Genomic DNA, 22,213 nt, shown 5'->3' on the forward strand with positions numbered 1-22,213 from the left:
TCGCGAGCAGGCTCACTCCTACAGGGGAACGCATTTCAACCTGTAGGAGTGAGCCTGCTCGCGATGGCGGTATTGAATGGTTACAGGTCTTTCAGAATGTCCGCCATGTCATCGGCGTGTTCTTCTTCCTGGGCCAGAATGTCTTCGAAGATACGCCGGGTGGTCGGGTCCTTGTCGCCGAGGTACTGGATGATCTCGCGGTAGCTGTCGATGGCGATCCGCTCGGCCACCAGATCTTCGTAGACCATTTCCTTGAGCGTATTGCCCGCCACGTATTGCGCGTGGGACAGCCGCGACAGTACGTCCGGATTGAACTCCGGTTCACCGCCCAGTTGCACGATGCGTTCGGCCAGGCGATCAGCGTGCTCGGCTTCCTGGACTGCATGCTCGAGGAACTCATCGGCGGCTGCTTTGGCTTTCAGGCCGGTGGCCATGAAGTAGTGACGTTTATAGCGCAAGGTGCACACCAGTTCGGTGGCCAGCGATTCGTTGAGCAGGCGCAGCACTTCTTCCCGGTTGGCGCTGTAGCTCTCGGTGACGGCGCCGTTTTCGACGTGTTGCCGCGCACGTTCGCGCAGGGTTTGTACATCTGACAAATGCAGGTCGTCGCTCATGTGAGTCTCTCCTGGAGGCTAATCCGATGGGCGCCACGTTCTGCTGACGCGGTCGCTACCCATGCTGTGAGTGACGCGCGCGGCGAAAAGTTTTACGCGATTTGCGCCGACCGTGGCGTCAACCCGGAGCGCTGCGCTTCTTCACGCAGCCAGGCGAAAAAGGCCCGCACCGGCGGATGCCGCTCGCGGCCCGGCACGCACAAGGCGCTGTAGCCGGCGCCATCGACCTGCACCTCGCCGCGGTACGGCACCAGCACACCGCTGGCGACGCTTTGCGAAACCAGAATATTGCTCGCCAGCACCAGGCCTTGTCCGGCGATCGCCGCTTGCAGGGCGTAATGCTCTTCGTCGTATTCGCGGATGGCCGGTGTCGGGCTCAGCCAGTTCTCGCCAGACTTTGCGCACCACGCCTGCCAGCCATGCGCGTAGAGCTTCGAGTTGTACCAGTGCACGCTGATCAGCGTCGGCGTGCGCCGCGCGGCCAGCGCCACCTGCTCGGGCGAGCCGTAGACGCCGAACGACTCATCGAACAGGCACAGGCCATACAGGTTCGGGTAGTCGTCGAGGCTGTAGCGCAGCACCAGATCGACGCTGGCGTCCTGATGCAGATCGATGACTTCGCAGTGGGTGTCGAGGCGCACATTGATATCCGGATGCTGCGCATAGAAACGCCCGAGCCGCGGCACCAGCCACAGCGCGGCGAACGCCGCAGTGGTCGAGAGCGTCAGGCTGCTGCCGCTGCGTTGCGGGCGCAGGGTATCAACGCATTGCGCCACCTCCAGCAGCGCGCCGTGCAGGCTGCGAAACAGACGTTCGCCACCCTCGGTCAGGCGCACCTGGCGCGGCAGACGCTCGAACAGCGCCACACCAAGCCAATCCTCCAGGGCGCGGACCTGATGAGAAATCGCAGTAGGCGTGACGCAAAGCTCTTCGGCAGCAGCCTTGAAACTCAGCAGTCGGGAGGCTGATTCAAAAGCACGCAGGGCGGTCAGCGGCAACGAGGCGAACATGGGCAACTCCATGGGTGAAATCAATTCATCCCGACTGATTTTTGCTCATTTGAGATGACGCAGCGGCCAGCTTCAAGCTGCAAGCGTCAAGTGGTTAAATTCTAGTCAGGAGATTTATAGATGAGCAGGATTCTTGTGGTGCACGGCAGTCCACGGGGTGAGCGGTCGACTTCGCGGCGGCTGGCGGAAGGTTTTTTGAGTGCCTGGCAGGCGCGTCACTCGGGGGCGCAGGTGACTCGCCGTGAGGTGGGGCGAGCGCTGATTCCGGCGGTCAGCGAGGCGTTTGTGGCGGCGGCGTTCTATCCGGAGCCCGAGGCGCGACCGTTGGTGATGCAGGCGGATCTGGCGTTGAGTGACGCGTTGGTGGGTGAACTGTTCGACCATGATCTGCTGCTGATTTCCACGCCGATGTACAACTTCAATGTGCCCAGCGGCCTCAAGGCCTGGGTCGATCAGATTGTGCGTCTGGGGCTGACCTTCGACCACACGCTGGACAACGGCGTCGCCCAGTACACGCCATTGTTGCAGGGCAAGAAAGCCCTGATCGTCACCAGTCGCGGCGGATTTGGCTTCGGCCCCGGCGGCGAGCTGGAGGCCTTGAACCATGCCGATCCGTGGCTGCGCACGGCGCTGGGTTTCATCGGCATCAATGACGTCACGGTCGTCGCCGCCGAAGGCGAGGAGTCTGCCGAACGCACCTTCGCGGTATCGGTGGCCGCGGCCGAGCAACGGCTGCTCGACCTGGCCCGGACATTCTGATGGCCTGGCTGTTCTTGCTGATCGCTGCCGGGTTTGAAGTGACGTTCGCCATGGGCCTGAAGTAGGCTGGTGGTCGAGTTGTCATGATCCGCGTGGATGCTTGGCGGGCGTTTTGCACATCTTGCATCCACTCACCGACTACAAGGATGTCCGCCGATGTCGACACGTTATCCACTGGTGCTGGTGCCGGGCATGCTCGGGTTCGTCCGGCTGGTGTTCTACCCGTATTGGTACGGCATCATCAAGGCGTTGCGCCGCACGGGGGTGACGGTGATTGCCGTGCAGGTGTCGCCGCTCAATTCAACTGAGGTGCGTGGCGAGCAGTTGCTGGCGCGAATCGATGAAATCCTGCGCGAGACCGGTGCGCACAAGGTCAATCTGTTCGGCCACAGCCAAGGGGCGCTGACCGCGCGTTATGCGGCGGCGAAACGCCCGGATCTGGTCGCCTCGGTGACGTCCGTGGCCGGGCCGAACCACGGTTCGGAACTGGCTGACTATCTTGAAACCAACTATCCCGCCGACAGCGCCCGGGGCCGCCTGCTCGAAGCCCTGCTGCGCCTGGTCGGCTGGGTCATGGCCTTGCTCGATAGCGGCTACCACGGGCCGAAACTGCCGGTGGATATTCATGCCTCGCACCATTCGCTGACCACGGCGGGCGTAGCGCTGTTCAATCAGCGTTATCCACAGGGCTTGCCGCAAACCTGGGGCGGGCACGGGCCGGAAGAGGTCAACGGTGTGCGTTATTACTCGTGGTCGGGCACGTTGCAGCCGGGCAAGACTGATCGGGGCGGCAATCTGTTCGACGGGACGAATCGCAGCTGTCGGCTGTTTGCGAAAACCTTCGTGCGCGAGCCGGGGCAGTGCGACGGCATGGTCGGACGTTACAGCTCACACTTGGGTACGGTGATTGGCGATGACTATCCGCTGGACCACTTCGACATCGTCAACCAGTCGTTGGGGCTGGTGGGCAAGGGCGCGGATCCGGTAAGGCTGTTTGTCGAGCATGCGGCGCGGCTGGAGGCGGCCGGGTGTTAGCAGGCAGACCGGGTTATCGTTCATCGCGAGCAGGCTCACTCCTACAGGGAGCGCATTTCAACTGCAGGAGTGAGCTTGCTCGCGATAGGGCCGGATCAGACGACGCCGATTTTGCGCCCCAGCACCGTGGTCCAGCGCTCAGACAACACCACCCCACCCAACGTCAGCAACCCGCCGACCAGGTGATACATCGCCAACTGCTCCTTTAACACCACTGCCGCAATCAACGCGGTAATCAACGGCAGCAAGTTGAAAAACAGCGTCGTGCGGCTCGGCCCCAGACGCTGCACTGCCTGCATCCACGCCAGCGGCGCGAGCATCGATGCCAGCAGGCAAGCGTACAGCACCAGCGGAATGTTCTGCGCGGTCAGCCCGGTTTTCGGCGAAGCGGCGTACAGCGGAAACAACACGACGATCGCCACCAGTACCTGCAAATACAACAGCACCAGCGGTGGCAAACGCAGCTGCCATTTTTTCAGCAGCGTGCTGTAGATCGCGTAGGCCAGCGTGGCGATCAGCATCATCGCATCACCCAGATTCACCCCGTGTTGCAGCAGACTGCCAAGGCTACCGGACGACACCACCACCAACACTCCGGCGAATGACAGCACCGCGCCAACCAGCGCCCCGGCGGTCAGGCGTTGCCCGAGGCTGATGATCGCCATGGCCAGCGACATCAAGGGCATCAGCGAGAGGATGATGCCCATGTTGGTCGCAGTGGTCAGGGTTGCGGCAAAGTAGGCGAGGCTCTGATAGACCGCCATGCCCAGCACGCCGAGGATGAAAATCCTGCCCAGGTTCGGGCGAATCTGCGGCCAGTGCGCAATGACTGTCTTGAGCATGAACGGGGTGAACAGCAGGCCGGCCAGCAGCCAGCGGTAGAAACCGATCTCGGCCGGGAAAATCGCCCCGACCGCCAGTTTGTTGATTACGGTATTGCCGGCCCAGATAAAAATCGCCAGCAGTGGAAACGCGTATTGCATGAGTTGAAACCAGTACGTTAATGAACGGCAATTATCCCTTGTCCGGATGCAGCCCTATACTGCGAACCGGACAAATCGCCACTGCAACCGGACAGCATGAACAGCAAACACATCGATCTGCTGGATTTCAGCGAACTGCCGTCGGCGGTGTACTTTCGCTACGCCGATTTCAATGCTCACGAATTTGCCGCGCCGCATCGACACCCGTGGGGCACGCTGGAATACGCGGCGCACGGTGTGCTGCACATGGATGTCGACGGCAACCGCTTCATGTCACCGCCGCAATACGCCGTGTGGGTGCCGCCGCAGGTCGAACACAGTTTCTATAGCCATCAACCGGTCAACTATCGCGCGGTGTGCCTCGATCCCAAGGTCTGCGCCGAGTTGCCGGCGCGGGCTTGTACTCTGGCGATCAGCGATATTCTCAAGGCGATCCTCAAGGACTTCGCCGCCCGAGATGTGAAGATCCCGCAACTGGATGCCGATCAGCGCCTGGCCCAGGTATTGGTCGATCAGCTGCAGCAGGCGCCGGTGCACGAATGCTACCTGCCGTACGCCAGCAGCCCCGGCTTGCTGGCGATTCTCGACATGCTGCAAGCTGAGCCGGGCAATAATCAGCCGCTGGCCCACTGGGCGCTGCAGGTGCATGTCAGCGAGCGCACGCTGGCCCGGCAGTTTGTTCGCGAGCTGGGGATGAGCTTCGGTGAGTGGCGCCAGCGCTTGCGTTACCTCGCCGCCATCGAGGCGCTGGAAACTGCACGGAGCGTGCAGGAAATCGCTTTTGATCTCGGTTACAGCAGCGGCTCGGCGTTCATCGCCATGTTCGCCCGTCGAGCCGGGTGCACGCCGGAGCAATACCGCCGCAGCCACCTGGAAGGCAGGAAGGTGTAACAGGATTTGGCTACACTCCAGCCGAGGCCGCATCCATCGGTGCGGCAACCAGGAGAAAACTCCATGAAGATGTTGCGTGTGCCTTTGTTGATGATCGGTCTGCTCCTGTGTTCCCAGGGTTTCGCCGCCACGGCGCAACAGAACAAGATGACCACCTGCAATGCCGATGCGACCGCCAAGAGCCTGAAGGGTGACGAGCGCAAAACCTTCATGAGCACCTGCCTCAAGGCCACCCCGGCAGCGAACGACGGCAAGGTCCTGACCCCGCAGCAGCAGAAGATGAGTACCTGCAATGCCGACGCGAAAACCAAGGCGCTGACCGGCGATGCGCGGAAGGCGTTCATGAGTGATTGCCTGAAGAAGAAATAAGCGGTGCGATGGGGCGCCCAATAATGTGATCGTCTCCAGATTGACCCTCACCCTAGCCCTCTCCCAAAGGGAGAGGGAACCGATCGGGGATGATGAGCAAATGCGTCGACCTGAGAATGCTTCATCGAATCCATAATCGATTGGGTAGTGCAGATCGATGAAGGTCTTGGAGCAATGCGGTCGGTCCCCTCTCCCTTTGGGAGAGGGCTAGGGTGAGGGAAAAATTCGCAAGCCATGCGCGAAAATCCGAAACCCCGCATATCCCTAGTGCTCTCCCCGGATCGCTGGCAGACTGCCCATCCTTTTACGCCGTTCGTTTTGAGGCTGTATGCCAACGTTTTCTCAGCGTCATGTCGTGTTCTGGGTCAGTTGCATCATCATTTTCGGCGGTCTGCTGCTGGTGCTGCCGCTGCGTTTGTTGCCGAGTCTGCTGGCCGGGTTGCTGGTGTTCGAGCTGGTCAACATGCTGACCCCGCAGTTGCAGCGCTTGATCGAGGGCCGGCGTGCGCGTTGGCTGGCGGTGGCCTTGCTGGGCACACTGGTGGTGAGTGTGCTGGCGCTGATCTTCGCCGGTGCGATCAGTTTCCTGTTGCACGAAGCCGAAAACCCCGGCGCTTCCCTCGACAAGTTCATGGGCGTGGTCGATCGTGCGCGCGGGCAATTGCCGCCGTTCATCGACGCCTATCTGCCGGCCAGTGCGGCGGAGTTTCGCGTAGCGATTGGCGAATGGATGGGCAAGCACCTGTCCGACCTGCAACTGGTCGGCAAGGACGCCGCGCACATGTTCGTCACGCTGCTGATAGGCATGGTGCTCGGTGCGATCATTGCGCTGCAACGCATCCCCGACGTGACCAAACGCAAGCCACTGGCTGCGGCACTGTTCGATCGTTTGCACCTGTTGGTGCAGGCGTTTCGCAACATTGTTTTCGCACAAATCAAGATTTCCCTGCTCAACACCTTCTTCACCGGGATCTTTCTTGCGGTGGTTCTGCCAATGTTCGGGATCAAGCTGCCGCTGACCAAGACCCTCATCGTGCTGACTTTCCTGCTCGGCCTGCTGCCGGTGATCGGCAACCTGATTTCCAACACGCTGATCACCATCGTTGGCCTGTCGCTGTCGATCTGGGTGGCCGTTGCGGCGCTGGGCTATCTGATCGTTATCCACAAGCTCGAATACTTTCTCAACGCGCGCATCGTCGGCGGGCAGATCAGTGCCAAGTCGTGGGAGTTGCTCCTGGCAATGCTGGTGTTCGAAGCCGCATTCGGTTTGCCGGGAGTGGTGGCGGGGCCGATTTATTATGCGTACCTGAAGAGCGAACTGAAGCTCGGAGGAATGGTTTGAAAAGCAGCTTTCAGTTGCAAGCTTCAAGCGGCAAGTAAAAGCAAAAGCAAAAGCTGCAGCGGCTCTTGTTTTTGCTTTTGCTCTTACTTGTCGCTTGCAGCTTAAAGCTTGCAGCTGGCGCTAAACGCCATACCGTTTACGGGCTTCAATCGCCAGGCCGCTGCCGATGCTGCCGAAGATATTGCCTTCGACATGCCGCGCGTTCGGCAGCATCGCCGAGACGCTGTTGCGCAGTGCCGGGATGCCGCTGGAGCCCCCAGTGAAGAACACCGTATCAACCTGATCGACTGCTACGCCGGCGTCATTCAACAACTGCGTAACGCTGCCGCGCACGCGCTCAAGCAAGGCTTCGATCGCGGATTCGAACAGCGTGCGGCTTAGCTCGACGCTCAGCCCCGCTTCAATGCGATCCAGCGGCACATGGCGGCTGTCGGTGTGGGTCAGCTGGATCTTGGTTTCTTCGACTTCCATCGCCAGCCAGTGCCCGGCGCGTTGTTCGATCAGCTTGAACAGACGGTCGATGCCGCCGGTGTCTTCGATGTCGTAGCGCATGCTGCCCAGCGCCAGCGTCGACTTCTGCGAGTACACCGAGTTGATGGTGTGCCAGGTCGCCAGGTTCAAGTGGTGGCTGGTCGGCATGTAGGCGCCGCTTTTCATCCGGCTGCCGTAGCCGAACAGCGGCATCAGGCCTTGCAGACTCAGCTGTTTGTCGAAGTCGGTACCGCCGATGTGCACGCCGCCTGTGGCGAGGATGTCGTCGTGACGGTTATCAAGCGCGCGCCGCTCGGGCGACAGGCGCACCAGCGAGAAGTCCGATGTACCGCCGCCGATGTCGACGATCAGCACCAGTTCTTCTTTCTCGATAGTCGACTCGTAGTCGAACGCCGCGGCGATCGGTTCGTACTGGAACGACACCTCTTTGAAACCGATCTTGCGAGCGACCTCGACCAGAGTGTCTTCGGCTTCCTGGTCGGCCAGCGGATCGTCATCGACGAAGAACACCGGGCGCCCCAGCACCACTTGCTCGAATTCGCGACCGGCGGCGGTTTCGGCGCGGCTCTTGAGCTGGCCGATGAACAGCCCGAGCAGGTCCTTGAACGGCATCGCCGTGCCGAGCACGCTGGTGTCGTGCTTGATCAGCTTGGAACCGAGCAGGCTTTTCAGCGAGCGCATCAGCCGGCCTTCGTAGCCTTCCAGATACTCGTGCAGCGCCAGGCGTCCGTAGACCGGACGGCGTTCCTCGATATTGAAGAAGACCACCGAGGGCAGGGTGATCTTGTCGTCTTCCAGCGCGATCATGGTGTCCATGCCGGGGCGCAGCCAGCCGACGGTGGAGTTGGACGTGCCGAAGTCGATGCCGCAGGCACGGGCTGGAGAGGCGTCTTTCATGTCTTTCGGTTCCGGTCAAAAAAACGGCCGCGCAGTGTATGTCAGTGCGCGCCAGATTCGAAGGCCGGTCATCTGCTATTTCGCATCCCGGTTGCCTTGAAACCTCGCGGTTCGCCCCAAACTTGCTGGCATGGGCCGGCAGATACACCGGCGGTCAGCAGAACCGCCGTCCACTGCCGATAAACTTCTGCGGCGCCACCCGGTCACAATCTTGAGATCGGTCAACCCGGCACGTGCCAATCGGGCGCAGGCTGGCAACGGCGCGAAATCGATAACGGATGGTGATCCTTCAATGGACTTCAAAGACTATTACAAGATACTCGGCGTGGAGCCGACAGCGGACGACAAGGCGATCAAGGCGGCCTATCGCAAGCTGGCGCGCAAATACCACCCCGATGTCAGCAAGGAAAAGGACGCCGAGGCCAAATTCAAAGACGCCTCGGAAGCCTATGAAGCGCTGAAAAGCGCCGACAAGCGCGCCGAATACGACGAACTGCGCCGTTATGGTCAGCACGGTCAGCCCTTCCAGGGGCCACCGGGCTGGCAGAGCCGTGGCGGCTTCGGCGGCGGTGGTGCCGATACCGGCGACTTCTCGGACTTCTTCAGTTCGATCTTCGGCAATCGCGGCCCCGGTTTCGGCGGCGGCGAAGGCCGGCAATCCCGTGGACGGCGAGGGCAGGACGTGGAAATGGAATTGCCGGTGTTTCTTGAGGAAACCCTGTCGGACGAGTCGAAGAAAGTCACCTTCCAGGTGCCGCAATACAACGCGCACGGCCAGCACGTCAGCAACACCAGCAAGAGCCTCAACGTGAAGATTCCGGCGGGCGTTGCCGATGGCGAGCGCATCCGCTTGAAGGGCCAGGGCGCGCCGGGCGTCGGTGGCGGGGCGAATGGTGATCTGTACCTGACCATCCGCTTTGCGCCGCACCCCAAGTTCGATGTCGAAGGCGACAACCTGATCATCACCTTGCCGCTGGCACCGTGGGAGCTGGCGCTGGGCACCGAAGTGGCGGTACCGACCCTGACCGGCAAGATCAACCTCAAGGTGCCGGCCGGCAGCCAGAACGGCCAGCGCATGCGTGCCAAGGGGCACGGTTTGAAGAGCAAGAGCGGCGAGCGCGGCTATCTGTTCGTGCAACTCAAGGCTGTGATGCCGAAAGCGGCCGACGATGAGGTCAAGGCGCTGTGGCAGGAACTGGCGAAAAAAGCCGCGTTCAACCCGCGCGAGAACTTCTGAATTCGATGACGGAGTAGCCCATCATGAGCACCCCCCTGAGCGTTCAACTGGACATGGCAGAATTCTGTGAGGCGGCCGATCTGTCGGACGTCTACGTGATCGAGATCGTCGAACACGGCATTCTCGAACCTCAGGGCGGGCCGCCGCGCGAATGGCGCTTCACCGATTACGAACTGGCCCTGGCCAAACGCGCCGCCAAGCTGCGACGCGACCTGGAGCTGGAGTGGGAGGGCGTCGCCCTGGCGCTGGACCTGCTCGAAGAAGTGCGCGAGCTGCGCGCCGAAAACCGCATGTTGCGCCAGCGTCTGGGGCGCTTGCTGGTCGAATAGAGCCGCCATCCACAGTTATTGTGTGCACATGTTTTTCTGGTTTGAACGGGCGGATCGGTCTGCTAGTTTGCGCTGAGGGTCGGCATTGGACGCCGATTCCCGCGGCGCCACTGCATGCCGTGGCGCTGCGCCGTTCTTACAAGGAAACGTACTCATGCCAGTCAAACCCAAACCGCCAACGCCCGGCACGACCCGTGTCGATGTACCCCCTCGCCCGCGCACGCCGGCTGATTCAACGCCGTCCGGAGCAGAAACAACCCGGTTCACGCCTGACCCCGTGACGCGCCGAACACCTGGCGATACGCCTGAAGCTGCCGGCAGCACCGCCGATTCCTCGCAGGCAACGACCTCGAGGGTGCAGGTGCACGTATCGACGTCCACTACCGCTGAAACTGTCAGCGCCGACGTCTCCGCGCTGCAGCAATACCTGATACCCGCGGCGACCACCTTGCCTGATGCTGACGCGGAGGGCGTTCGCACGTTCAAGGGGCGGCGCTACGCCGATGTTCAGGGGGGCGGCACGGTGTTGCTCGCTGTCGATGCGCAAACCGGGCTGCACCGGGCCCGCCTGGCGAGCGAACTGCAAGCCTCGGGGCCGGTGCTGGCACATGACGCAGCCAGCAACCACTGGTATCCATTGCAGGATTTCACCATTTCCACGCCGCAGGCTGTCATGCCGCGCAAGAGCCGTCGCTCGCCTCGCCGCAGTGACGACGAGTTTGAAATGGCCCTGGAGGAATTGCCGCGCACTGATGACGGGGAATCGGAAGAGTTTTTCCTCGCCTCCGAATCCATGCCGATCAAACCCTATACGGCTCAGGAGTTGAGCACGATGCGCAGCGAAACGCGCTATTCGTTTCTCGGTAACCAGTTGGGCACTTACAACCGCGCCAACAATGGCAAATATCCGCTACGTGACGTTGCCGGCAGACCGATCCGCATTCGAAAGTTGCAGACCAAAGTGCGCTTTGAAAACGGCGATCTGTTCACCTCCGAACATATCAAGCCCTACATCAAGTACGAAGGTTATGAAGATGTGGCGATGCTCTACGAAGAAAAGTTGCAGTGGCGAGTGTTTACCGAGGCGGACATGAAAGTCCCCGGTGAAAAGGCCTTGATCGGCCAGTCCATGGTGGTGGCCAACCGGCGCATCGCCAAGGGCGAGGCCATCGGCGTCTACGGCGGTGTCATCACGCCGGCAAGGTTCGTACGGCCTTATGAACAGACGTTCAGCATGCTCGCCGGGATGCGTCTGCAATATGGCCCGGGGCGAATGCTGCCTGATCCGCTGGCGGTCCTGGGCGACAACATCATTTCCCGGATCAACTCCAATTTCGAATACAACGAAGCAGGCAAGCCGATTCGCCAGGCACCGAATGGCTATAACGTAGAAACCGTGCCGTTCGATATCGAGGCGCAACAATGGGTTGGCGATAAACAGGTGACCCGCGACTTTATTCTGAACACGCTGTTCGCTTCGCAGGACATCCCCGCAGGCACCGAGCTGCGTCTGGATTACAACTACAGCGAACAACAGATGTCGTGGGCGTTCCCTGACTGATCAGGCCGCGCTGCCGGGAATGGACGAGCGCCCGTTTCCGACAGCGCAACCGCCATCAGAACAGGAAGTAACGCTGCGCCATTGGCAAGGTTTCCGCCGGCTCACACCACAGCAACACGCCGTCGGCCTTGACCTGATAGGTTTGCGGGTCGACATCGATGTCCGGCAGGTAATCGTTGTGGATCAGGTCGGTTTTCTGCACGTCACGGCAACCTTTGACCACGGCGATTTTCTTTTTCAAACCCAATGCTTCGGGCAATCCGGCGTCTTGCGCCGCCTGACTGATAAAGGTCAGGCTGGTGGCATGCAGCGAGCCACCGTAACTGGCGAACATCGGGCGGTAGTGCACCGGCTGCGGGGTCGGAATCGAGGCGTTGGCATCACCCATCAGGCTCGCGGCAATCGCGCCGCCCTTGAGAATCAGCGTCGGCTTGACACCGAAGAATGCCGGACGCCACAGCACCAGATCAGCCCACTTGCCGACTTCCACCGAGCCGACTTCATGGCTGATGCCATGGGTGATCGCCGGGTTGATGGTGTACTTGGCGATGTAGCGCTTGGCGCGGAAGTTATCGTTGCCTTCGCCGTCCTGCGGCAGCGGGCCGCGCTGTTTTTTCATTTTGTCGGCGGTCTGCCAGGTGCGCGTGATGACTTCGCCGACACGGCCCATGGCCTGGCTGTCGGAGCTGATCATCGAGAATGCGCCGAGGTCATGGAGGATGTCTTCGGCGGCAATCGTTTCGCGGCGGATGCGGCTTTCGGCAAACGCGACGTCTTCGGCAATGCTCGGGTCGAGGTGGTGGCAGACCATCAGCATGTCGAGGTGTTCGTCGATGGTGTTGCGGGTGAACGGGCGGGTCGGGTTGGTCGAACTCGGCAAAACATTGGGGAAACCACAGGCCTTGATGATATCGGGCGCGTGCCCGCCGCCGGCCCCTTCGGTGTGATAGGTGTGGATGGTGCGGCCCTTGAACGCGCCGAGAGTGGTTTCGACAAAGCCGGATTCGTTGAGGGTGTCAGTGTGGATCGCCACCTGCACGTCGAACTGATCGGCGACGCTCAGGCAGTTGTCGATACTCGCCGGGGTGGTGCCCCAGTCTTCGTGCAGCTTGAGGCCGATGGCGCCGGCCTTGACCTGTTCGATCAACGGTTCCGGCAGGCTGGCGTTGCCCTTGCCGGTGAGGCCGATGTTCATCGGGAACGCGTCGGCCGCCTGAAGCATGCGCGCCAGGTGCCAAGGGCCGGATGTGCAGGTGGTGGCGTTGGTGCCGGTGGCCGGGCCGGTGCCGCCGCCAATCATCGTGGTGACGCCGCTCATCAGTGCTTCTTCGATCTGCTGCGGGCAGATGAAATGGATGTGGGTGTCGATGCCGCCAGCGGTGAGGATCATGCCCTCGCCGGCAATCACTTCGGTGCCGGCACCGATGGCGATGGTCACGTCGGGCTGCACGTCGGGGTTGCCGGCCTTGCCGATCGCCGCAATGCGCCCGTCCTTGAGGCCGACATCGGCCTTGACGATGCCCCAGTGGTCGATGATCAGCGCGTTGGTGATCAGCGTGTCGACCACTTCCGCAGCGAGCAACTGGCTTTGGCCCTGACCGTCGCGGATGACCTTGCCGCCACCGAATTTCACTTCTTCGCCGTAGGTGGTGAAGTCTTTCTCGACTTCGATCCACAGCTCGGTGTCGGCCAGGCGCACCTTGTCGCCGACGGTGGGGCCGAACATGTCGGCGTAGGCGCTTCTGGAAATTTTCATGCTGCGTCCTTCAGGAAAATGGTGGTGAGCCATGGACCCTCACCCTAGCCCTCTCCCGGAGGGAGAGGGGACTGATCGCGGTGAGGCGGTTATCGGTGATCGGCTCTCTATCTCGGGAGAGGTGACTGATCGCGGTGATCGGCTCCCTCTCCCTCGGGAGAGGGCTGGGGTGAGGGGCGGCGGTGCACGCCGATGTCAGAGATCACCCATGATGCGTCCGGCAAAGCCGAACACCCGCCGATGCCCGGCGTAATCCACCAGCTCGACTTCGCGGCTCTGCCCCGGCTCGAAACGAACCGCCGTGCCGGCCGGAATGTTCAAGCGCATGCCGCGGCTGGCGGCGCGGTCGAACAGCAGTGCGTCGTTGGTCTCGAAAAAGTGATAGTGCGAGCCGACCTGAATCGGCCGGTCGCCGCTGTTGGCGACTTTCAGGCTGACGGTGCGGCGGCCGACATTGAGTTCGATGTCGCCGGGCTGGATCTGGTATTGGCCAGGAATCATCACTGGGCTCCTTGCAGAATCTTGTAGTAGAGAGCGGTTGGGCGATACGTGCCGTGGGGGTCGCAGGCGTAGTCGGGGATTTCCCCGGCGCGGCTGTAACCCAGGGCTTGATAGAAATCTTCCGCGGGCGAGCCGGCTTCGGTATCGAGATAGAGCAGGCCGCGCTGGTGTTTGCGCGCTTCGAGCTCCAGCGCCTGCATCAGCTGCTGACCGAGGCCGCGCCGCCGCGCGTGTTCGCGCACCAGCAGTTTCTGCACTTCGGCGCGATTGCGGCCGTTGGCTTTCTGGCACAGGCCCAATTGCACGCTGGCCAGCACTTGCTCGTCCTTGACCACCACCCAGAGCAGCACGCTGCCCTTGTTGACGCTGTCCTGCACCTCATCGAAATAGACGCGCGCCTGCGCTGCATCGAGGTCAGCCATGAAGCCGACGCTGGCGCCATAACCGACGGCGTCGAGCAACAGATCGATCAAGCCCTGGCGGTAATGCGCGAAGCTTTCAGCGTTGACGCGGCGCAACTGGGCGGCGTTCATCGGTGTCACTCCTTATGAGCGTCAGGCGGCTGCGCGCCAGGGTTGAGAGTCAGTTGCATGAAGGTCAGGTCGAGCCAGCGGCCGAACTTGGTGCCGACCTGCGGCATCTGCCCGGTGATGCTGAAACCGGCGCGTTCGTGCAGACGAATCGAGGCGGCGTTAGCGCTTTCAATGGCGGCGACCATCACATGCTTGCCGCAGGTTTTCGCGCGCTCGATCAGCGCTGTCATCAGTTGCGGGCCGAGGCCGTTGCCGCGCTGATCGCTGCGCACGTAAACCGAGTGTTCGACCGTATGGCGGAAACCGTCGAAAGGCCGCCAGTCGCCGAATGAAGCGTAGCCGAGCACAGCGTCGTCGCTGTCGACGATCACCAGAATCGGGTAAGCCTGAGCCTGCCGCGCGCTGAACCACGCCTGGCGATTGCCGAGGTCGACGGCTTGCTCGTTCCAGATCGCCGTGGTGTTGAGCACCGCGTCGTTGTAGATATCGCGGATCGCCGGCAGGTCGGTGTGGAGCGCATCGCGAATGGAGTAGGTCATGGCGCGCCTCAGACGATCGGTTGGTGAACGGTGACCAGTTTGGTGCCGTCGGGGAACGTCGCTTCGACCTGGATTTCCGGGATCATTTCCGGGATGCCTTCCATCACTTGCTCGCGGCTGAGCAGGGTGGTGCCGTAGTGCATCAGCTCGGCGACGGTCCGGCCGTCACGCGCACCTTCGAGCAGCGCGGCGGAGATATAGGCCATGGCTTCCGGGTAATTGAGTTTCACGCCACGGGCCAGGCGCCGCTCGGCAACGAGGCCGGCGGTGAAGATCAGCAGCTTGTCTTTTTCGCGTGGAGTCAGGTCCATGGTTCGGGTTCCATCAGGGCAGATTTGTGTAATGTCCGTGCAGGGCGGGGTGCCAGTCAGAGCGGCCCCTCACCCTAGCCCTCTCCCGAGGGAGAGGGGACTGATCTCGGTTGTTTTCAATGGCCAGTTCAGTCAGCAGTATTGTTCAGGCAGATGAATACATTTCAGACGACTCGGTCTGGCTCCCTCTCCCTCCGGGAGAGGGCGGGGGTGGGGGTCTGGATTTCAGGTGCTCCATATTCTTGGCGCGACAGCCTCACGACCGAGCAACGCAGGTCTGAGCAAGCGCCACAAATCAATCAGCCAGGCACGGGCGAGTAATGCTTCAGAAGCCAGACACCGAGCCACCAACAACCCCGGCAACTGCGTCAGATCCCCGCGCACTGTATGGCCCAGCGAACGACAACGCTCCAGCAGTTCAGCATCAATTTCACCGCTCACCAGCAACGTCGCAAACACCGGATGGCCATCCAGACCGATCGGCGAATCGAGCAAGCCATCGGCGCCGACGATGCGCTGGCGTTCATGCCAGAGCAAGCGGCCGTCGCGGCGGATATCCAGCTGCGCCTGAAAGTGCCCCAGGTCGAAGCACTCGCCACTGGCCGGCCTTCCCAGCGCCACGACATCCCAGTAGAACACCCGCGCATCGCCTTCAAGGTCGATGGTTGTGCTCAGTTCAGCCTGCGCGGCGCTGTAGACGATGGTTTCCTGCGGCAGCCATTCCAGCGTCGCCCCGGCTGCCACGTGCAGATCGAGTTGTTGATAAGCCGGCCCTCCGGCGCGGTACCACTTGGCTGCGCCGGGGCTGGTGATCTGCGCCCAGGCGTTGGCTTCGACGCGGGCACTGATGTCGAGGCGATCGCCGCCGGCAATTCCCCCCGGTGGATGGACGATGATGTGCTGGCAGACTTCCGGGCCTTCGGCGTACAGGTGCTTCTGCACGCGCAATGGGCCGAGGTGCCGGCGCAGGGTCGGCCGCGTGCAGTCGCCGAAACGCGCGTAGGCCAGCTCCAGCTCGGCGTGCCAGCTCGGGGTAAACAGGGCAGGTGAGGCAAGTGAATTCATGGTGTGTGATTATCGTTAGGAAGCTACAGATTAGACCGGCGCGTTAGATCGTGACCAGCCCGCGAACACCTTCGGCCTCCATATTTTCACCGCGACCCTGCTGGACGATCTCGCCCCGCGACATCACCAGATACTGATCGGCCAGTTCCGCAGCGAAATCGTAGAACTGCTCGACCAGCAAAATCGCCATGTCGCCGCGTTCCGCGAGTTTCTTGATCACCGCGCCGATCTCTTTGATCACCGAAGGTTGAATGCCTTCGGTGGGTTCGTCGAGGATGAGCAGCCGTGGACGACTGGCCAGTGCACGACCAATCGCCAGTTGCTGTTGCTGACCACCGGACAGATCACCGCCGCGGCGCTGCTTCATTTGTAGCAGCACCGGGAACAACTCGTAGATGAAACCTGGCACTTCTTTGGCTTCACTGCCGGGAAAGCGCGACAGGCCCATCAGCAGATTTTCTTCAACGGTCAGGCGCCCGAAGATTTCTCGACCCTGTGGCACGTAGGCGATCCCGGCATGCACGCGCTGGTGCGGCTTGAGCGTGGTGATCGGTTTGCCTTCCCAGTTCACCGCGCCTTCCTTGGCCGGCAGCAGGCCCATCAGGCATTTGAGCAGGGTGGTCTTGCCTACGCCGTTACGCCCGAGCAGGCAGGTGACTTCGCCAACCTTCACGTCAAACGAGAGGCCGCGCAGGATGTGGCTACCGCCGTAATACTGGTGCAGCTTGTCGACTTGCAGCATGTTCGGATTCCTTAAAATTCACCCAAATCCCTTGTAGGAGTGAGCCTGCTCGCGATAGCGGTGTGTCAGTCAAGTTTTGCATGTCTGATACACCGCTATCGCGAGCAGGCTCACTCCTACAGTTTGGAAGGTGGTTTGCGGATCAGCGGCCGAGGTAGACCTCGATCACCCGCTCGTTTTCCTGCACCTGCTCCAGCGAGCCTTCGGCCAAAACGCTGCCTTGATGCAACACGGTGACATGGTCGGCAATGGAGCCGACAAAGCCCATGTCATGCTCGACCACCATCAGCGAATGCTTGCCGGCCAGTGACTTGAACAGCTCGGCCGTGAACTCGGTTTCGGCGTCGGTCATGCCCGCCACCGGCTCATCGAGCAGGAGCAATTGCGGGTCCTGCATCAGCAGCATGCCGATCTCCAGGAACTGCTTTTGCCCGTGGGACAACAGGCCCGCCGGACGATTGACCGAGGGGGTCAGGCGAATGGTTTCCAGCACTTCGCTGATGCGATCCTTTTGTTCGCCACTGAGGCGCGCACGCAAACTGGCCCACACCGACTTGTCGGTTTTCTGCGCCAGCTCGAGGTTCTCGAACACGCTCAAGGCTTCGAACACCGTCGGTTTCTGAAACTTGCGGCCGATCCCGGCCTGGGCAATTTGCACTTCGCTCATCTGCGTCAAATCCAGCGTTTCGCCGAACCACGCCTTGCCGTGGCTCGGCCGGGTCTTGCCGGTGATCACGTCCATCAACGTGGTCTTGCCCGCGCCGTTGGGGCCGATGATGCAGCGCAGTTCGCCGACGCCGATGTACAGGTTGAGATTGTTCAGCGCACGGAAGCCGTCGAAGCTGACGCTGATGTCTTCCAGGGTCAGGATCGTGCCGTGACGGGTGTCGAGGCCGGGGCCGACGCGCTGGCCGAGGCCGATCGAGTCGCGGCTGGTGCCCTCGTCCTTGTTCGGTTCGACCGGGAAGAAGGCCGGCTCGAGCATGAATTCAGCGCTCGCGGTTACTCTCATTGTTCACCTCGTTTCTTCAGCAGACCGATCACGCCTTTGGGCAGGTACAGCGTCACGACGATGAACAGCGCGCCGAGGAAGAACAGCCAGTATTCCGGGAAAGCCACGGTGAACCAGCTCTTCATGCCGTTGACCACGCCGGCGCCGAGCAGCGGTCCGATCAGCGTGCCGCGTCCGCCAAGAGCGACCCACACCGCCGCCTCGATCGAGTTGGTCGGCGACATTTCGCTCGGATTGATGATGCCCACCTGCGGCACATACAAGGCCCCGGCCAGACCGCACAACACCGCGCTCAACACCCACACGAACAGCTTGAAACCACGCGGGTCGTAGCCACAGAACATCAAACGGTTTTCCGCATCGCGCAGCGCTGTCAGCACACGGCCGAACTTGCTCTGCGCCAGACGCCAGCCGATGACCAGACTCGCCACCAGCAGCAACACCGTGGTCAAAAACAGCACCGCACGGGTGCCCGGTTCGGTGATGCCGAAACCGAGGATCGTGCGGAAATTGGTGAAACCGTTGTTACCGCCGAATCCAGTCTCGTTGCGGAAGAACAGGAGCATGCCGGCGAAGGTCAGGGCCTGGGTCATGATCGAGAAATACACGCCTTTGATCCGCGAGCGGAAGGCGAAGAAACCGAATACCAGCGCCAGCAGACCCGGCGCCAACACCACCAGACACAGCGCCCAGACAAAGCTGCTGGTGCCGGTCCAGTACCACGGCAATTCGCTCCACGACAGGAAGGTCATGAACGCCGGCAGCCCATCGCCCGCCGCCTGACGCATCAGGTACATGCCCATCGCATAACCGCCGAGGGCAAAGAACAAACCGTGGCCCAGCGACAACAGCCCGGCGTAACCCCAGACCAGATCCAGCGCCAGCGCGACGATGGCGTAGCAGAGGATTTTGCCGACCAGCGTCAGGGTGTATGCCGAGACCGACAGGGCATTTTCCGCCGGCAATAACGACAGCAGTGGCAAGGCGAGCAGCAGGGCGAGTACCACCGTGCCGACCGCGATCGTGACTTTCGGCCCGGCCTTTTGTGTGGCCGTGACTAACAGAGGCTGGTTCATCAGTCGATCACCCGTCCTTTCAGTGCGAATAGGCCTTGCGGACGTTTCTGAATGAACAGAATGATCAGCGCGAGGATCAGGATCTTGCCGAGCACCGCACCGATCTGCGGTTCGAGAATCTTGTTGGCGATGCCTAAGCCAAATGCCGCGAGCACGCTCCCGGCGAGTTGCCCGACGCCGCCGAGTACCACTACCAGGAACGAGTCGATGATGTAGCTCTGTCCCAGATCCGGGCCGACGTTGCCGATCTGGCTCAGCGCTACACCACCGAGGCCGGCGATGCCCGAGCCGAGGCCGAACGCGAGCATGTCGACACGCCCGGTCGGCACGCCGCAGCAAGCGGCCATGTTGCGGTTCTGGGTGACGGCACGCACGTTCAGGCCCAGTCGGGTCTTGTTCAGCAGCAGCCAGGTCAGCACCACCACGAACAGTGCGAACGCGATGATCACGATGCGGTTGTACGGCAGCACCAGGTTCGGCAGCACTTGAATACCGCCCGACAGCCAGGCCGGGTTGGCGACTTCAACGTTCTGCGCACCGAACACCAGACGCACCAGTTGGATGAGCATCAGGCTGATGCCCCAGGTTGCGAGCAGGGTTTCCAGCGGGCGGCCATACAGGTGGCGAATCACCGTGCGCTCCAGCGCCATGCCGATCGCCGCCGTGACGAAAAATGCCACCGGCAACGCGATCAAGGGATAGAACTCGATGGCCTGCGGTGCGTAGCGCTGGAACATCAACTGCACCACGTAGGTCGAGTAGGCGCCGAGCATCAGCATCTCGCCGTGGGCCATGTTGATCACCCCGAGCAGGCCGAAGGTGATCGCCAGACCGAGCGCCGCGAGCAGCAGAATCGAGCCGAGGGACATGCCGCTGAATGCCTGACCGAGGACTTCGCCGATCAGCAGTTTGCGTTTGACCTGGGCAAGGCTGGTTTCAGCGGCGGTGCGCACGCCGGCATCGCTTTCCACACCCGGTTCGAGCAGGCCTTCAAGACGTGTGCGCGCCAGCGGATCACCGGTTTCGCCGAGCAGGCGCACGGCGGCCAGACGCACGGCCGGGTCGGTGTCGACCAGTTGCAGATTGGCCAGTGCCAGACTCAGGGCGGCGTGGACACTTTCATCCTTTTCACCAGACAGTTGTTGGTCGAGGAATTTCAGCTGCGCGGGTTTCGCGCTTTTCTGCAATTGCTGCGCAGCGCTCAGACGGATTTTGGCGTCGGCGGCGAGCAATTGATGGCTGGCCATCGCGGTGTCGATCAGACCCCGCAGGCGATTGTTCAGGCGCAGGGTTTTGGTTTGGCCGTCGATGCTCAGTTCGCCTTGTTGCAGGGCGCCAAGCAATTCGATACGCGCCGGATCGGGCTGCGCGGCCCAGGCTTCCAGCAGTCTGGCCTGTTGCGTCGGGTTGGCCGCGACGAAGTCTTCGGCGTCGCCGGCGTGCGCCAGTATCGGCAGCAAGAGTGCGATGGCATAGATAAATCGGTAAAGGGCAGTGGGCATATGCTTGGCCTTGCATAGTGATCGTTCCCACGCTCCGCGTGGGCATGCAGCCCGGGACGCTCCGCGTCCCTGGCGGACGCAGAGCGTCCGTCGAGGCATTCCCACGCAGAGCGTGGGAACGATCAGGTTGAGCGGGATGACTCAGTTGCTCTTCACCGCATAATCGGGCTTCTTGTCGTTGCCCTGAATGAACGGGCTCCACGGTTGGGCGCGCACCGGGCCTTCGGTCTGCCATACGACGTTGAACTGACCGTCGCTCTGGATCTCGCCGATCATCACCGGTTTGTGCAGGTGGTGGTTGGTCTTGTCCATGGTCAGGGTGTAACCGGACGGCGCGGCGAAGGTCTGGCCGGCGAGGGCTTCGCGGACCTTGTCGACGTCGGTGGATTTGGCTTTTTCGACGGCCTGCGCCCACATATGGATGCCGACATAAGTAGCTTCCATCGGATCGTTGGTCACCGCTTTGTCGGCGCCCGGCAGGTTGTGTTTCTTCGCGTAGGCTTTCCAGTCTGCGACGAACTTCTGGTTCACCGGGTTCTCGACGGATTCGAAGTAGTTCCACGCCGCGAGGTTGCCCACCAGCGGCTTGGTGTCGATGCCGCGCAGCTCTTCTTCACCGACCGAGAACGCTACAACCGGCACGTCGGTGGCCTTCAGACCCTGGTTGGCCAGCTCTTTATAGAACGGCACGTTGGAGTCGCCATTGACTGTCGAAATGACCGCTGTCTTGCCGCCGGCCGAGAACTTTTTGATGTTGGCAACAATGGTCTGGTAATCGCTGTGACCGAACGGCGTGTAGACCTCTTCGATGTCCTTGTCAGCCACGCCTTTGGAATGCAGGAACGCGCGCAAAATCTTGTTGGTGGTGCGCGGGTAGACGTAGTCGGTGCCGAGCAGGAAATAGCGCTTGGCGCTGCCGCCTTCTTCGCTCATCAGGTATTCCACCGCCGGGATCGCCTGCTGGTTCGGCGCCGCGCCGGTGTAGAACACGTTCGGCGACATCTCTTCGCCTTCGTATTGCACCGGATAGAAGAGCAGACCGTTGAGTTCTTCGAACACCGGCAGCACCGATTTGCGCGACACCGAAGTCCAGCAGCCGAACACCACAGCGACCTTGTCCTGGGTCAGCAGTTGCCGGCCCTTTTCCGCGAACAGCGGCCAGTTGGACGCCGGGTCGACCACCACCGGCTCGAGCATCTTGCCGTTCACACCGCCCTTGGCGTTGATCTCGTCGATGGTCATCAGGGCCATGTCCTTGAGCGATGTTTCGGAGATCGCCATGGTCCCGGACAACGAATGCAGAATCCCGACCTTGATGGTCTCGGCGGCCTGGACAGTCCAGGTCATGCCCATCGCGGCAATGGATGCCGTGAGTGTGAAAGCCTTGATCAAACTGCGACGCTTCATTGTGCGATCTCCATGAACATTGAGTTTTTATGGTTGGCAGATGCGGACGACTGAAGGGTGTTTTGCAAGGGCTGTGCCCGGTCGGGTTTCAGCAAGAAAATGTCGTATCAGAGCGGTTGCTGGAAGGGGCGGGCGCACCATCAGGGGACGCTCATGGCGCGTCGGTGCACACGGCTGCGCCAGATTGGGGCGTCGTGTCGATGTCGATATGGATACACAAACGATAAACATATACCGCGGTTGACCCGCC

General features: G+C 61.5%; 23 protein-coding genes and 1 pseudogene. 9 read left to right on the top strand and 15 right to left on the bottom strand.

The window, feature by feature from the left end; translation table 11 throughout:
- Window positions 1-80: 80 nt before the first annotated feature.
- Both ACYYKW_RS12845 and ACYYKW_RS12850 read right to left on the bottom strand, forming a co-directional pair.
- A complete protein-coding gene (locus tag ACYYKW_RS12845) occupies window positions 81-614 on the bottom strand; it encodes a ferritin-like domain-containing protein (protein WP_090280893.1) in 534 nt (177 codons plus the stop codon).
- A gap of 92 nt (window positions 615-706) precedes the next feature.
- On the bottom strand, window positions 707-1,636 hold the full coding sequence (locus ACYYKW_RS12850; protein WP_172833299.1) for a LysR substrate-binding domain-containing protein: 930 nt from the start codon (window positions 1,634-1,636) through the stop codon (window positions 707-709).
- A 108-nt stretch (window positions 1,637-1,744) separates the two neighbouring features.
- Here ACYYKW_RS12850 and ACYYKW_RS12855 point away from each other — a divergent pair, with 108 nt between their 5' ends.
- The 3 genes and pseudogenes from ACYYKW_RS12855 to ACYYKW_RS12865 all read left to right on the top strand — a co-directional run bounded on the left by ACYYKW_RS12855 (window position 1,745) and on the right by ACYYKW_RS12865 (window position 3,418).
- Window positions 1,745-2,383 carry an FMN-dependent NADH-azoreductase gene (locus tag ACYYKW_RS12855; RefSeq protein ID WP_090280901.1) on the top strand — a complete coding sequence of 213 codons (639 nt, stop codon included), beginning with the start codon at window positions 1,745-1,747 and terminating at the stop codon, window positions 2,381-2,383.
- A pseudogene (locus tag ACYYKW_RS12860) lies at window positions 2,383-2,445 on the top strand (QacE family quaternary ammonium compound efflux SMR transporter); the annotation flags it as partial. The gene ACYYKW_RS12855 and the pseudogene ACYYKW_RS12860, both read left to right, overlap by 1 nt.
- Window positions 2,446-2,539: 94 nt before the next feature.
- Entirely contained in the window at window positions 2,540-3,418 is an 879-nt protein-coding gene (locus ACYYKW_RS12865) for a triacylglycerol lipase (protein WP_336355823.1), read from the top strand.
- Between the two features lie 95 nt (window positions 3,419-3,513).
- On the opposite strand, the gene ACYYKW_RS12870 is transcribed toward ACYYKW_RS12865, so the two are convergent.
- Complete coding sequence (locus ACYYKW_RS12870) at window positions 3,514-4,401, bottom strand: DMT family transporter (RefSeq protein WP_093105272.1); 888 nt, start codon at window positions 4,399-4,401, stop codon at window positions 3,514-3,516.
- A gap of 96 nt (window positions 4,402-4,497) precedes the next feature.
- Here ACYYKW_RS12870 and ACYYKW_RS12875 point away from each other — a divergent pair, with 96 nt between their 5' ends.
- The 3 genes from ACYYKW_RS12875 (at window position 4,498) to ACYYKW_RS12885 (ending at window position 7,003) form a co-directional block, all read left to right on the top strand.
- Window positions 4,498-5,292, top strand: coding sequence for an AraC family transcriptional regulator (locus ACYYKW_RS12875; RefSeq protein WP_464990289.1), 795 nt, complete (start codon window positions 4,498-4,500; stop codon window positions 5,290-5,292).
- Between the two features lie 63 nt (window positions 5,293-5,355).
- Window positions 5,356-5,661 carry a PsiF family protein gene (locus ACYYKW_RS12880; RefSeq protein ID WP_090280913.1) on the top strand — a complete coding sequence of 102 codons (306 nt, stop codon included), beginning with the start codon at window positions 5,356-5,358 and terminating at the stop codon, window positions 5,659-5,661.
- Window positions 5,662-5,989: 328 nt separating this feature from the next.
- On the top strand, window positions 5,990-7,003 hold the full coding sequence (locus ACYYKW_RS12885) for an AI-2E family transporter (protein WP_090280916.1): 1,014 nt from the start codon (window positions 5,990-5,992) through the stop codon (window positions 7,001-7,003).
- 120 nt (window positions 7,004-7,123) lie between these two features.
- On the opposite strand, the gene ACYYKW_RS12890 is transcribed toward ACYYKW_RS12885, so the two are convergent.
- Complete coding sequence (locus ACYYKW_RS12890; protein WP_464990290.1) at window positions 7,124-8,392, bottom strand: Hsp70 family protein; 1,269 nt, start codon at window positions 8,390-8,392, stop codon at window positions 7,124-7,126.
- Between the two features lie 292 nt (window positions 8,393-8,684).
- Between ACYYKW_RS12890 and ACYYKW_RS12895 the strand changes: the two genes are divergently transcribed.
- From ACYYKW_RS12895 to ACYYKW_RS12905, 3 genes are all read left to right on the top strand, one after another.
- Window positions 8,685-9,629: a DnaJ C-terminal domain-containing protein gene (locus tag ACYYKW_RS12895; RefSeq protein WP_093105259.1), complete on the top strand. Its 945-nt coding sequence runs from the start codon at window positions 8,685-8,687 to the stop codon at window positions 9,627-9,629.
- A gap of 23 nt (window positions 9,630-9,652) precedes the next feature.
- On the top strand, window positions 9,653-9,958 hold the full coding sequence (locus ACYYKW_RS12900; protein WP_093105256.1) for a chaperone modulator CbpM: 306 nt from the start codon (window positions 9,653-9,655) through the stop codon (window positions 9,956-9,958).
- Between the two features lie 154 nt (window positions 9,959-10,112).
- Window positions 10,113-11,519 carry an SET domain-containing protein gene (locus ACYYKW_RS12905; protein WP_464990291.1) on the top strand — a complete coding sequence of 469 codons (1,407 nt, stop codon included), beginning with the start codon at window positions 10,113-10,115 and terminating at the stop codon, window positions 11,517-11,519.
- A gap of 55 nt (window positions 11,520-11,574) precedes the next feature.
- Here the strand turns inward: ACYYKW_RS12905 and ureC are convergent, their stop codons facing one another.
- From ureC to urtA, 11 genes are all read right to left on the bottom strand, one after another.
- Window positions 11,575-13,275: an urease subunit alpha gene (gene ureC / locus ACYYKW_RS12910; protein ID WP_093105250.1), complete on the bottom strand. Its 1,701-nt coding sequence runs from the start codon at window positions 13,273-13,275 to the stop codon at window positions 11,575-11,577.
- Window positions 13,276-13,470: 195 nt separating this feature from the next.
- Window positions 13,471-13,776, bottom strand: a complete 306-nt coding sequence (locus ACYYKW_RS12915) for an urease subunit beta (RefSeq protein WP_090280934.1) — start codon at window positions 13,774-13,776, stop codon at window positions 13,471-13,473.
- Entirely contained in the window at window positions 13,776-14,309 is a 534-nt protein-coding gene (locus ACYYKW_RS12920; RefSeq protein WP_203420549.1) for a GNAT family N-acetyltransferase, read from the bottom strand. Before ACYYKW_RS12920 ends, ACYYKW_RS12915 begins: the two co-directional genes overlap by 1 nt.
- Before the next feature lie 5 nt (window positions 14,310-14,314).
- Window positions 14,315-14,848, bottom strand: coding sequence for an N-acetyltransferase family protein (locus tag ACYYKW_RS12925; RefSeq protein ID WP_464990292.1), 534 nt, complete (start codon window positions 14,846-14,848; stop codon window positions 14,315-14,317).
- Between the two features lie 8 nt (window positions 14,849-14,856).
- The gene (ureA, locus tag ACYYKW_RS12930; RefSeq protein ID WP_336355816.1) at window positions 14,857-15,159 is read right to left on the bottom strand and encodes an urease subunit gamma; all 303 of its coding nucleotides are present in this window, start codon (window positions 15,157-15,159) and stop codon (window positions 14,857-14,859) included.
- Between the two features lie 225 nt (window positions 15,160-15,384).
- A complete protein-coding gene (locus ACYYKW_RS12935) occupies window positions 15,385-16,224 on the bottom strand; it encodes an urease accessory protein UreD (protein WP_464990293.1) in 840 nt (279 codons plus the stop codon).
- Between the two features lie 43 nt (window positions 16,225-16,267).
- Window positions 16,268-16,966, bottom strand: a complete 699-nt coding sequence (urtE, locus tag ACYYKW_RS12940; RefSeq protein ID WP_208938914.1) for an urea ABC transporter ATP-binding subunit UrtE — start codon at window positions 16,964-16,966, stop codon at window positions 16,268-16,270.
- Window positions 16,967-17,108: 142 nt separating this feature from the next.
- Window positions 17,109-17,978, bottom strand: a complete 870-nt coding sequence (gene urtD / locus ACYYKW_RS12945; RefSeq protein WP_425516404.1) for an urea ABC transporter ATP-binding protein UrtD — start codon at window positions 17,976-17,978, stop codon at window positions 17,109-17,111.
- Window positions 17,975-19,054 (bottom strand): urea ABC transporter permease subunit UrtC, encoded by a 1,080-nt coding sequence (gene urtC / locus ACYYKW_RS12950; RefSeq protein ID WP_464990294.1) that lies wholly within the window; start codon window positions 19,052-19,054, stop codon window positions 17,975-17,977. Before urtC ends, urtD begins: the two co-directional genes overlap by 4 nt.
- Window positions 19,054-20,556, bottom strand: a complete 1,503-nt coding sequence (gene urtB / locus ACYYKW_RS12955; RefSeq protein ID WP_464990295.1) for an urea ABC transporter permease subunit UrtB — start codon at window positions 20,554-20,556, stop codon at window positions 19,054-19,056. The genes urtC and urtB overlap by 1 nt, the downstream gene beginning before the upstream one ends.
- Window positions 20,557-20,697: 141 nt before the next feature.
- A complete protein-coding gene (urtA, locus tag ACYYKW_RS12960) occupies window positions 20,698-21,963 on the bottom strand; it encodes an urea ABC transporter substrate-binding protein (protein WP_090280971.1) in 1,266 nt (421 codons plus the stop codon).
- Between the last annotated feature and the right edge of the window lie 250 nt (window positions 21,964-22,213).

Source organism: Pseudomonas sp. 15C (genome assembly GCF_055484735.1).

Bases quoted from the DNA above. Each gene is read 5' to 3' on its own strand.
- ACYYKW_RS12865 (WP_336355823.1), top strand. From the start codon at position 2,540: ATGTCGACACGTTATCCACTGGTGCTGGTGCCGGGCATGCTCGGGTTC.
- ACYYKW_RS12905 (WP_464990291.1), top strand. From the start codon at position 10,113: ATGCCAGTCAAACCCAAACCGCCAACGCCCGGCACGACCCGTGTCGAT.
- ACYYKW_RS12890 (WP_464990290.1), bottom strand. From the start codon at position 8,392: ATGAAAGACGCCTCTCCAGCCCGTGCCTGCGGCATCGACTTCGGCACG.
- ACYYKW_RS12850 (WP_172833299.1), bottom strand. From the start codon at position 1,636: ATGGAGTTGCCCATGTTCGCCTCGTTGCCGCTGACCGCCCTGCGTGCT.
- ACYYKW_RS12880 (WP_090280913.1), top strand. From the start codon at position 5,356: ATGAAGATGTTGCGTGTGCCTTTGTTGATGATCGGTCTGCTCCTGTGT.
- ACYYKW_RS12915 (WP_090280934.1), bottom strand. From the start codon at position 13,776: ATGATTCCTGGCCAATACCAGATCCAGCCCGGCGACATCGAACTCAAT.
- ACYYKW_RS12900 (WP_093105256.1), top strand. From the start codon at position 9,653: ATGAGCACCCCCCTGAGCGTTCAACTGGACATGGCAGAATTCTGTGAG.
- urtA (WP_090280971.1), bottom strand. From the start codon at position 21,963: ATGAAGCGTCGCAGTTTGATCAAGGCTTTCACACTCACGGCATCCATT.
- ACYYKW_RS12935 (WP_464990293.1), bottom strand. From the start codon at position 16,224: ATGAATTCACTTGCCTCACCTGCCCTGTTTACCCCGAGCTGGCACGCC.
- ACYYKW_RS12875 (WP_464990289.1), top strand. From the start codon at position 4,498: ATGAACAGCAAACACATCGATCTGCTGGATTTCAGCGAACTGCCGTCG.
- ACYYKW_RS12845 (WP_090280893.1), bottom strand. From the start codon at position 614: ATGAGCGACGACCTGCATTTGTCAGATGTACAAACCCTGCGCGAACGT.
- ureC (WP_093105250.1), bottom strand. From the start codon at position 13,275: ATGAAAATTTCCAGAAGCGCCTACGCCGACATGTTCGGCCCCACCGTC.
- urtE (WP_208938914.1), bottom strand. From the start codon at position 16,966: ATGCTGCAAGTCGACAAGCTGCACCAGTATTACGGCGGTAGCCACATC.
- ACYYKW_RS12895 (WP_093105259.1), top strand. From the start codon at position 8,685: ATGGACTTCAAAGACTATTACAAGATACTCGGCGTGGAGCCGACAGCG.
- ACYYKW_RS12855 (WP_090280901.1), top strand. From the start codon at position 1,745: ATGAGCAGGATTCTTGTGGTGCACGGCAGTCCACGGGGTGAGCGGTCG.
- ureA (WP_336355816.1), bottom strand. From the start codon at position 15,159: ATGGACCTGACTCCACGCGAAAAAGACAAGCTGCTGATCTTCACCGCC.
- urtC (WP_464990294.1), bottom strand. From the start codon at position 19,054: ATGAACCAGCCTCTGTTAGTCACGGCCACACAAAAGGCCGGGCCGAAA.
- ACYYKW_RS12925 (WP_464990292.1), bottom strand. From the start codon at position 14,848: ATGACCTACTCCATTCGCGATGCGCTCCACACCGACCTGCCGGCGATC.
- urtB (WP_464990295.1), bottom strand. From the start codon at position 20,556: ATGCCCACTGCCCTTTACCGATTTATCTATGCCATCGCACTCTTGCTG.
- ACYYKW_RS12920 (WP_203420549.1), bottom strand. From the start codon at position 14,309: ATGAACGCCGCCCAGTTGCGCCGCGTCAACGCTGAAAGCTTCGCGCAT.
- urtD (WP_425516404.1), bottom strand. From the start codon at position 17,978: ATGAGAGTAACCGCGAGCGCTGAATTCATGCTCGAGCCGGCCTTCTTC.
- ACYYKW_RS12885 (WP_090280916.1), top strand. From the start codon at position 5,990: ATGCCAACGTTTTCTCAGCGTCATGTCGTGTTCTGGGTCAGTTGCATC.
- ACYYKW_RS12870 (WP_093105272.1), bottom strand. From the start codon at position 4,401: ATGCAATACGCGTTTCCACTGCTGGCGATTTTTATCTGGGCCGGCAAT.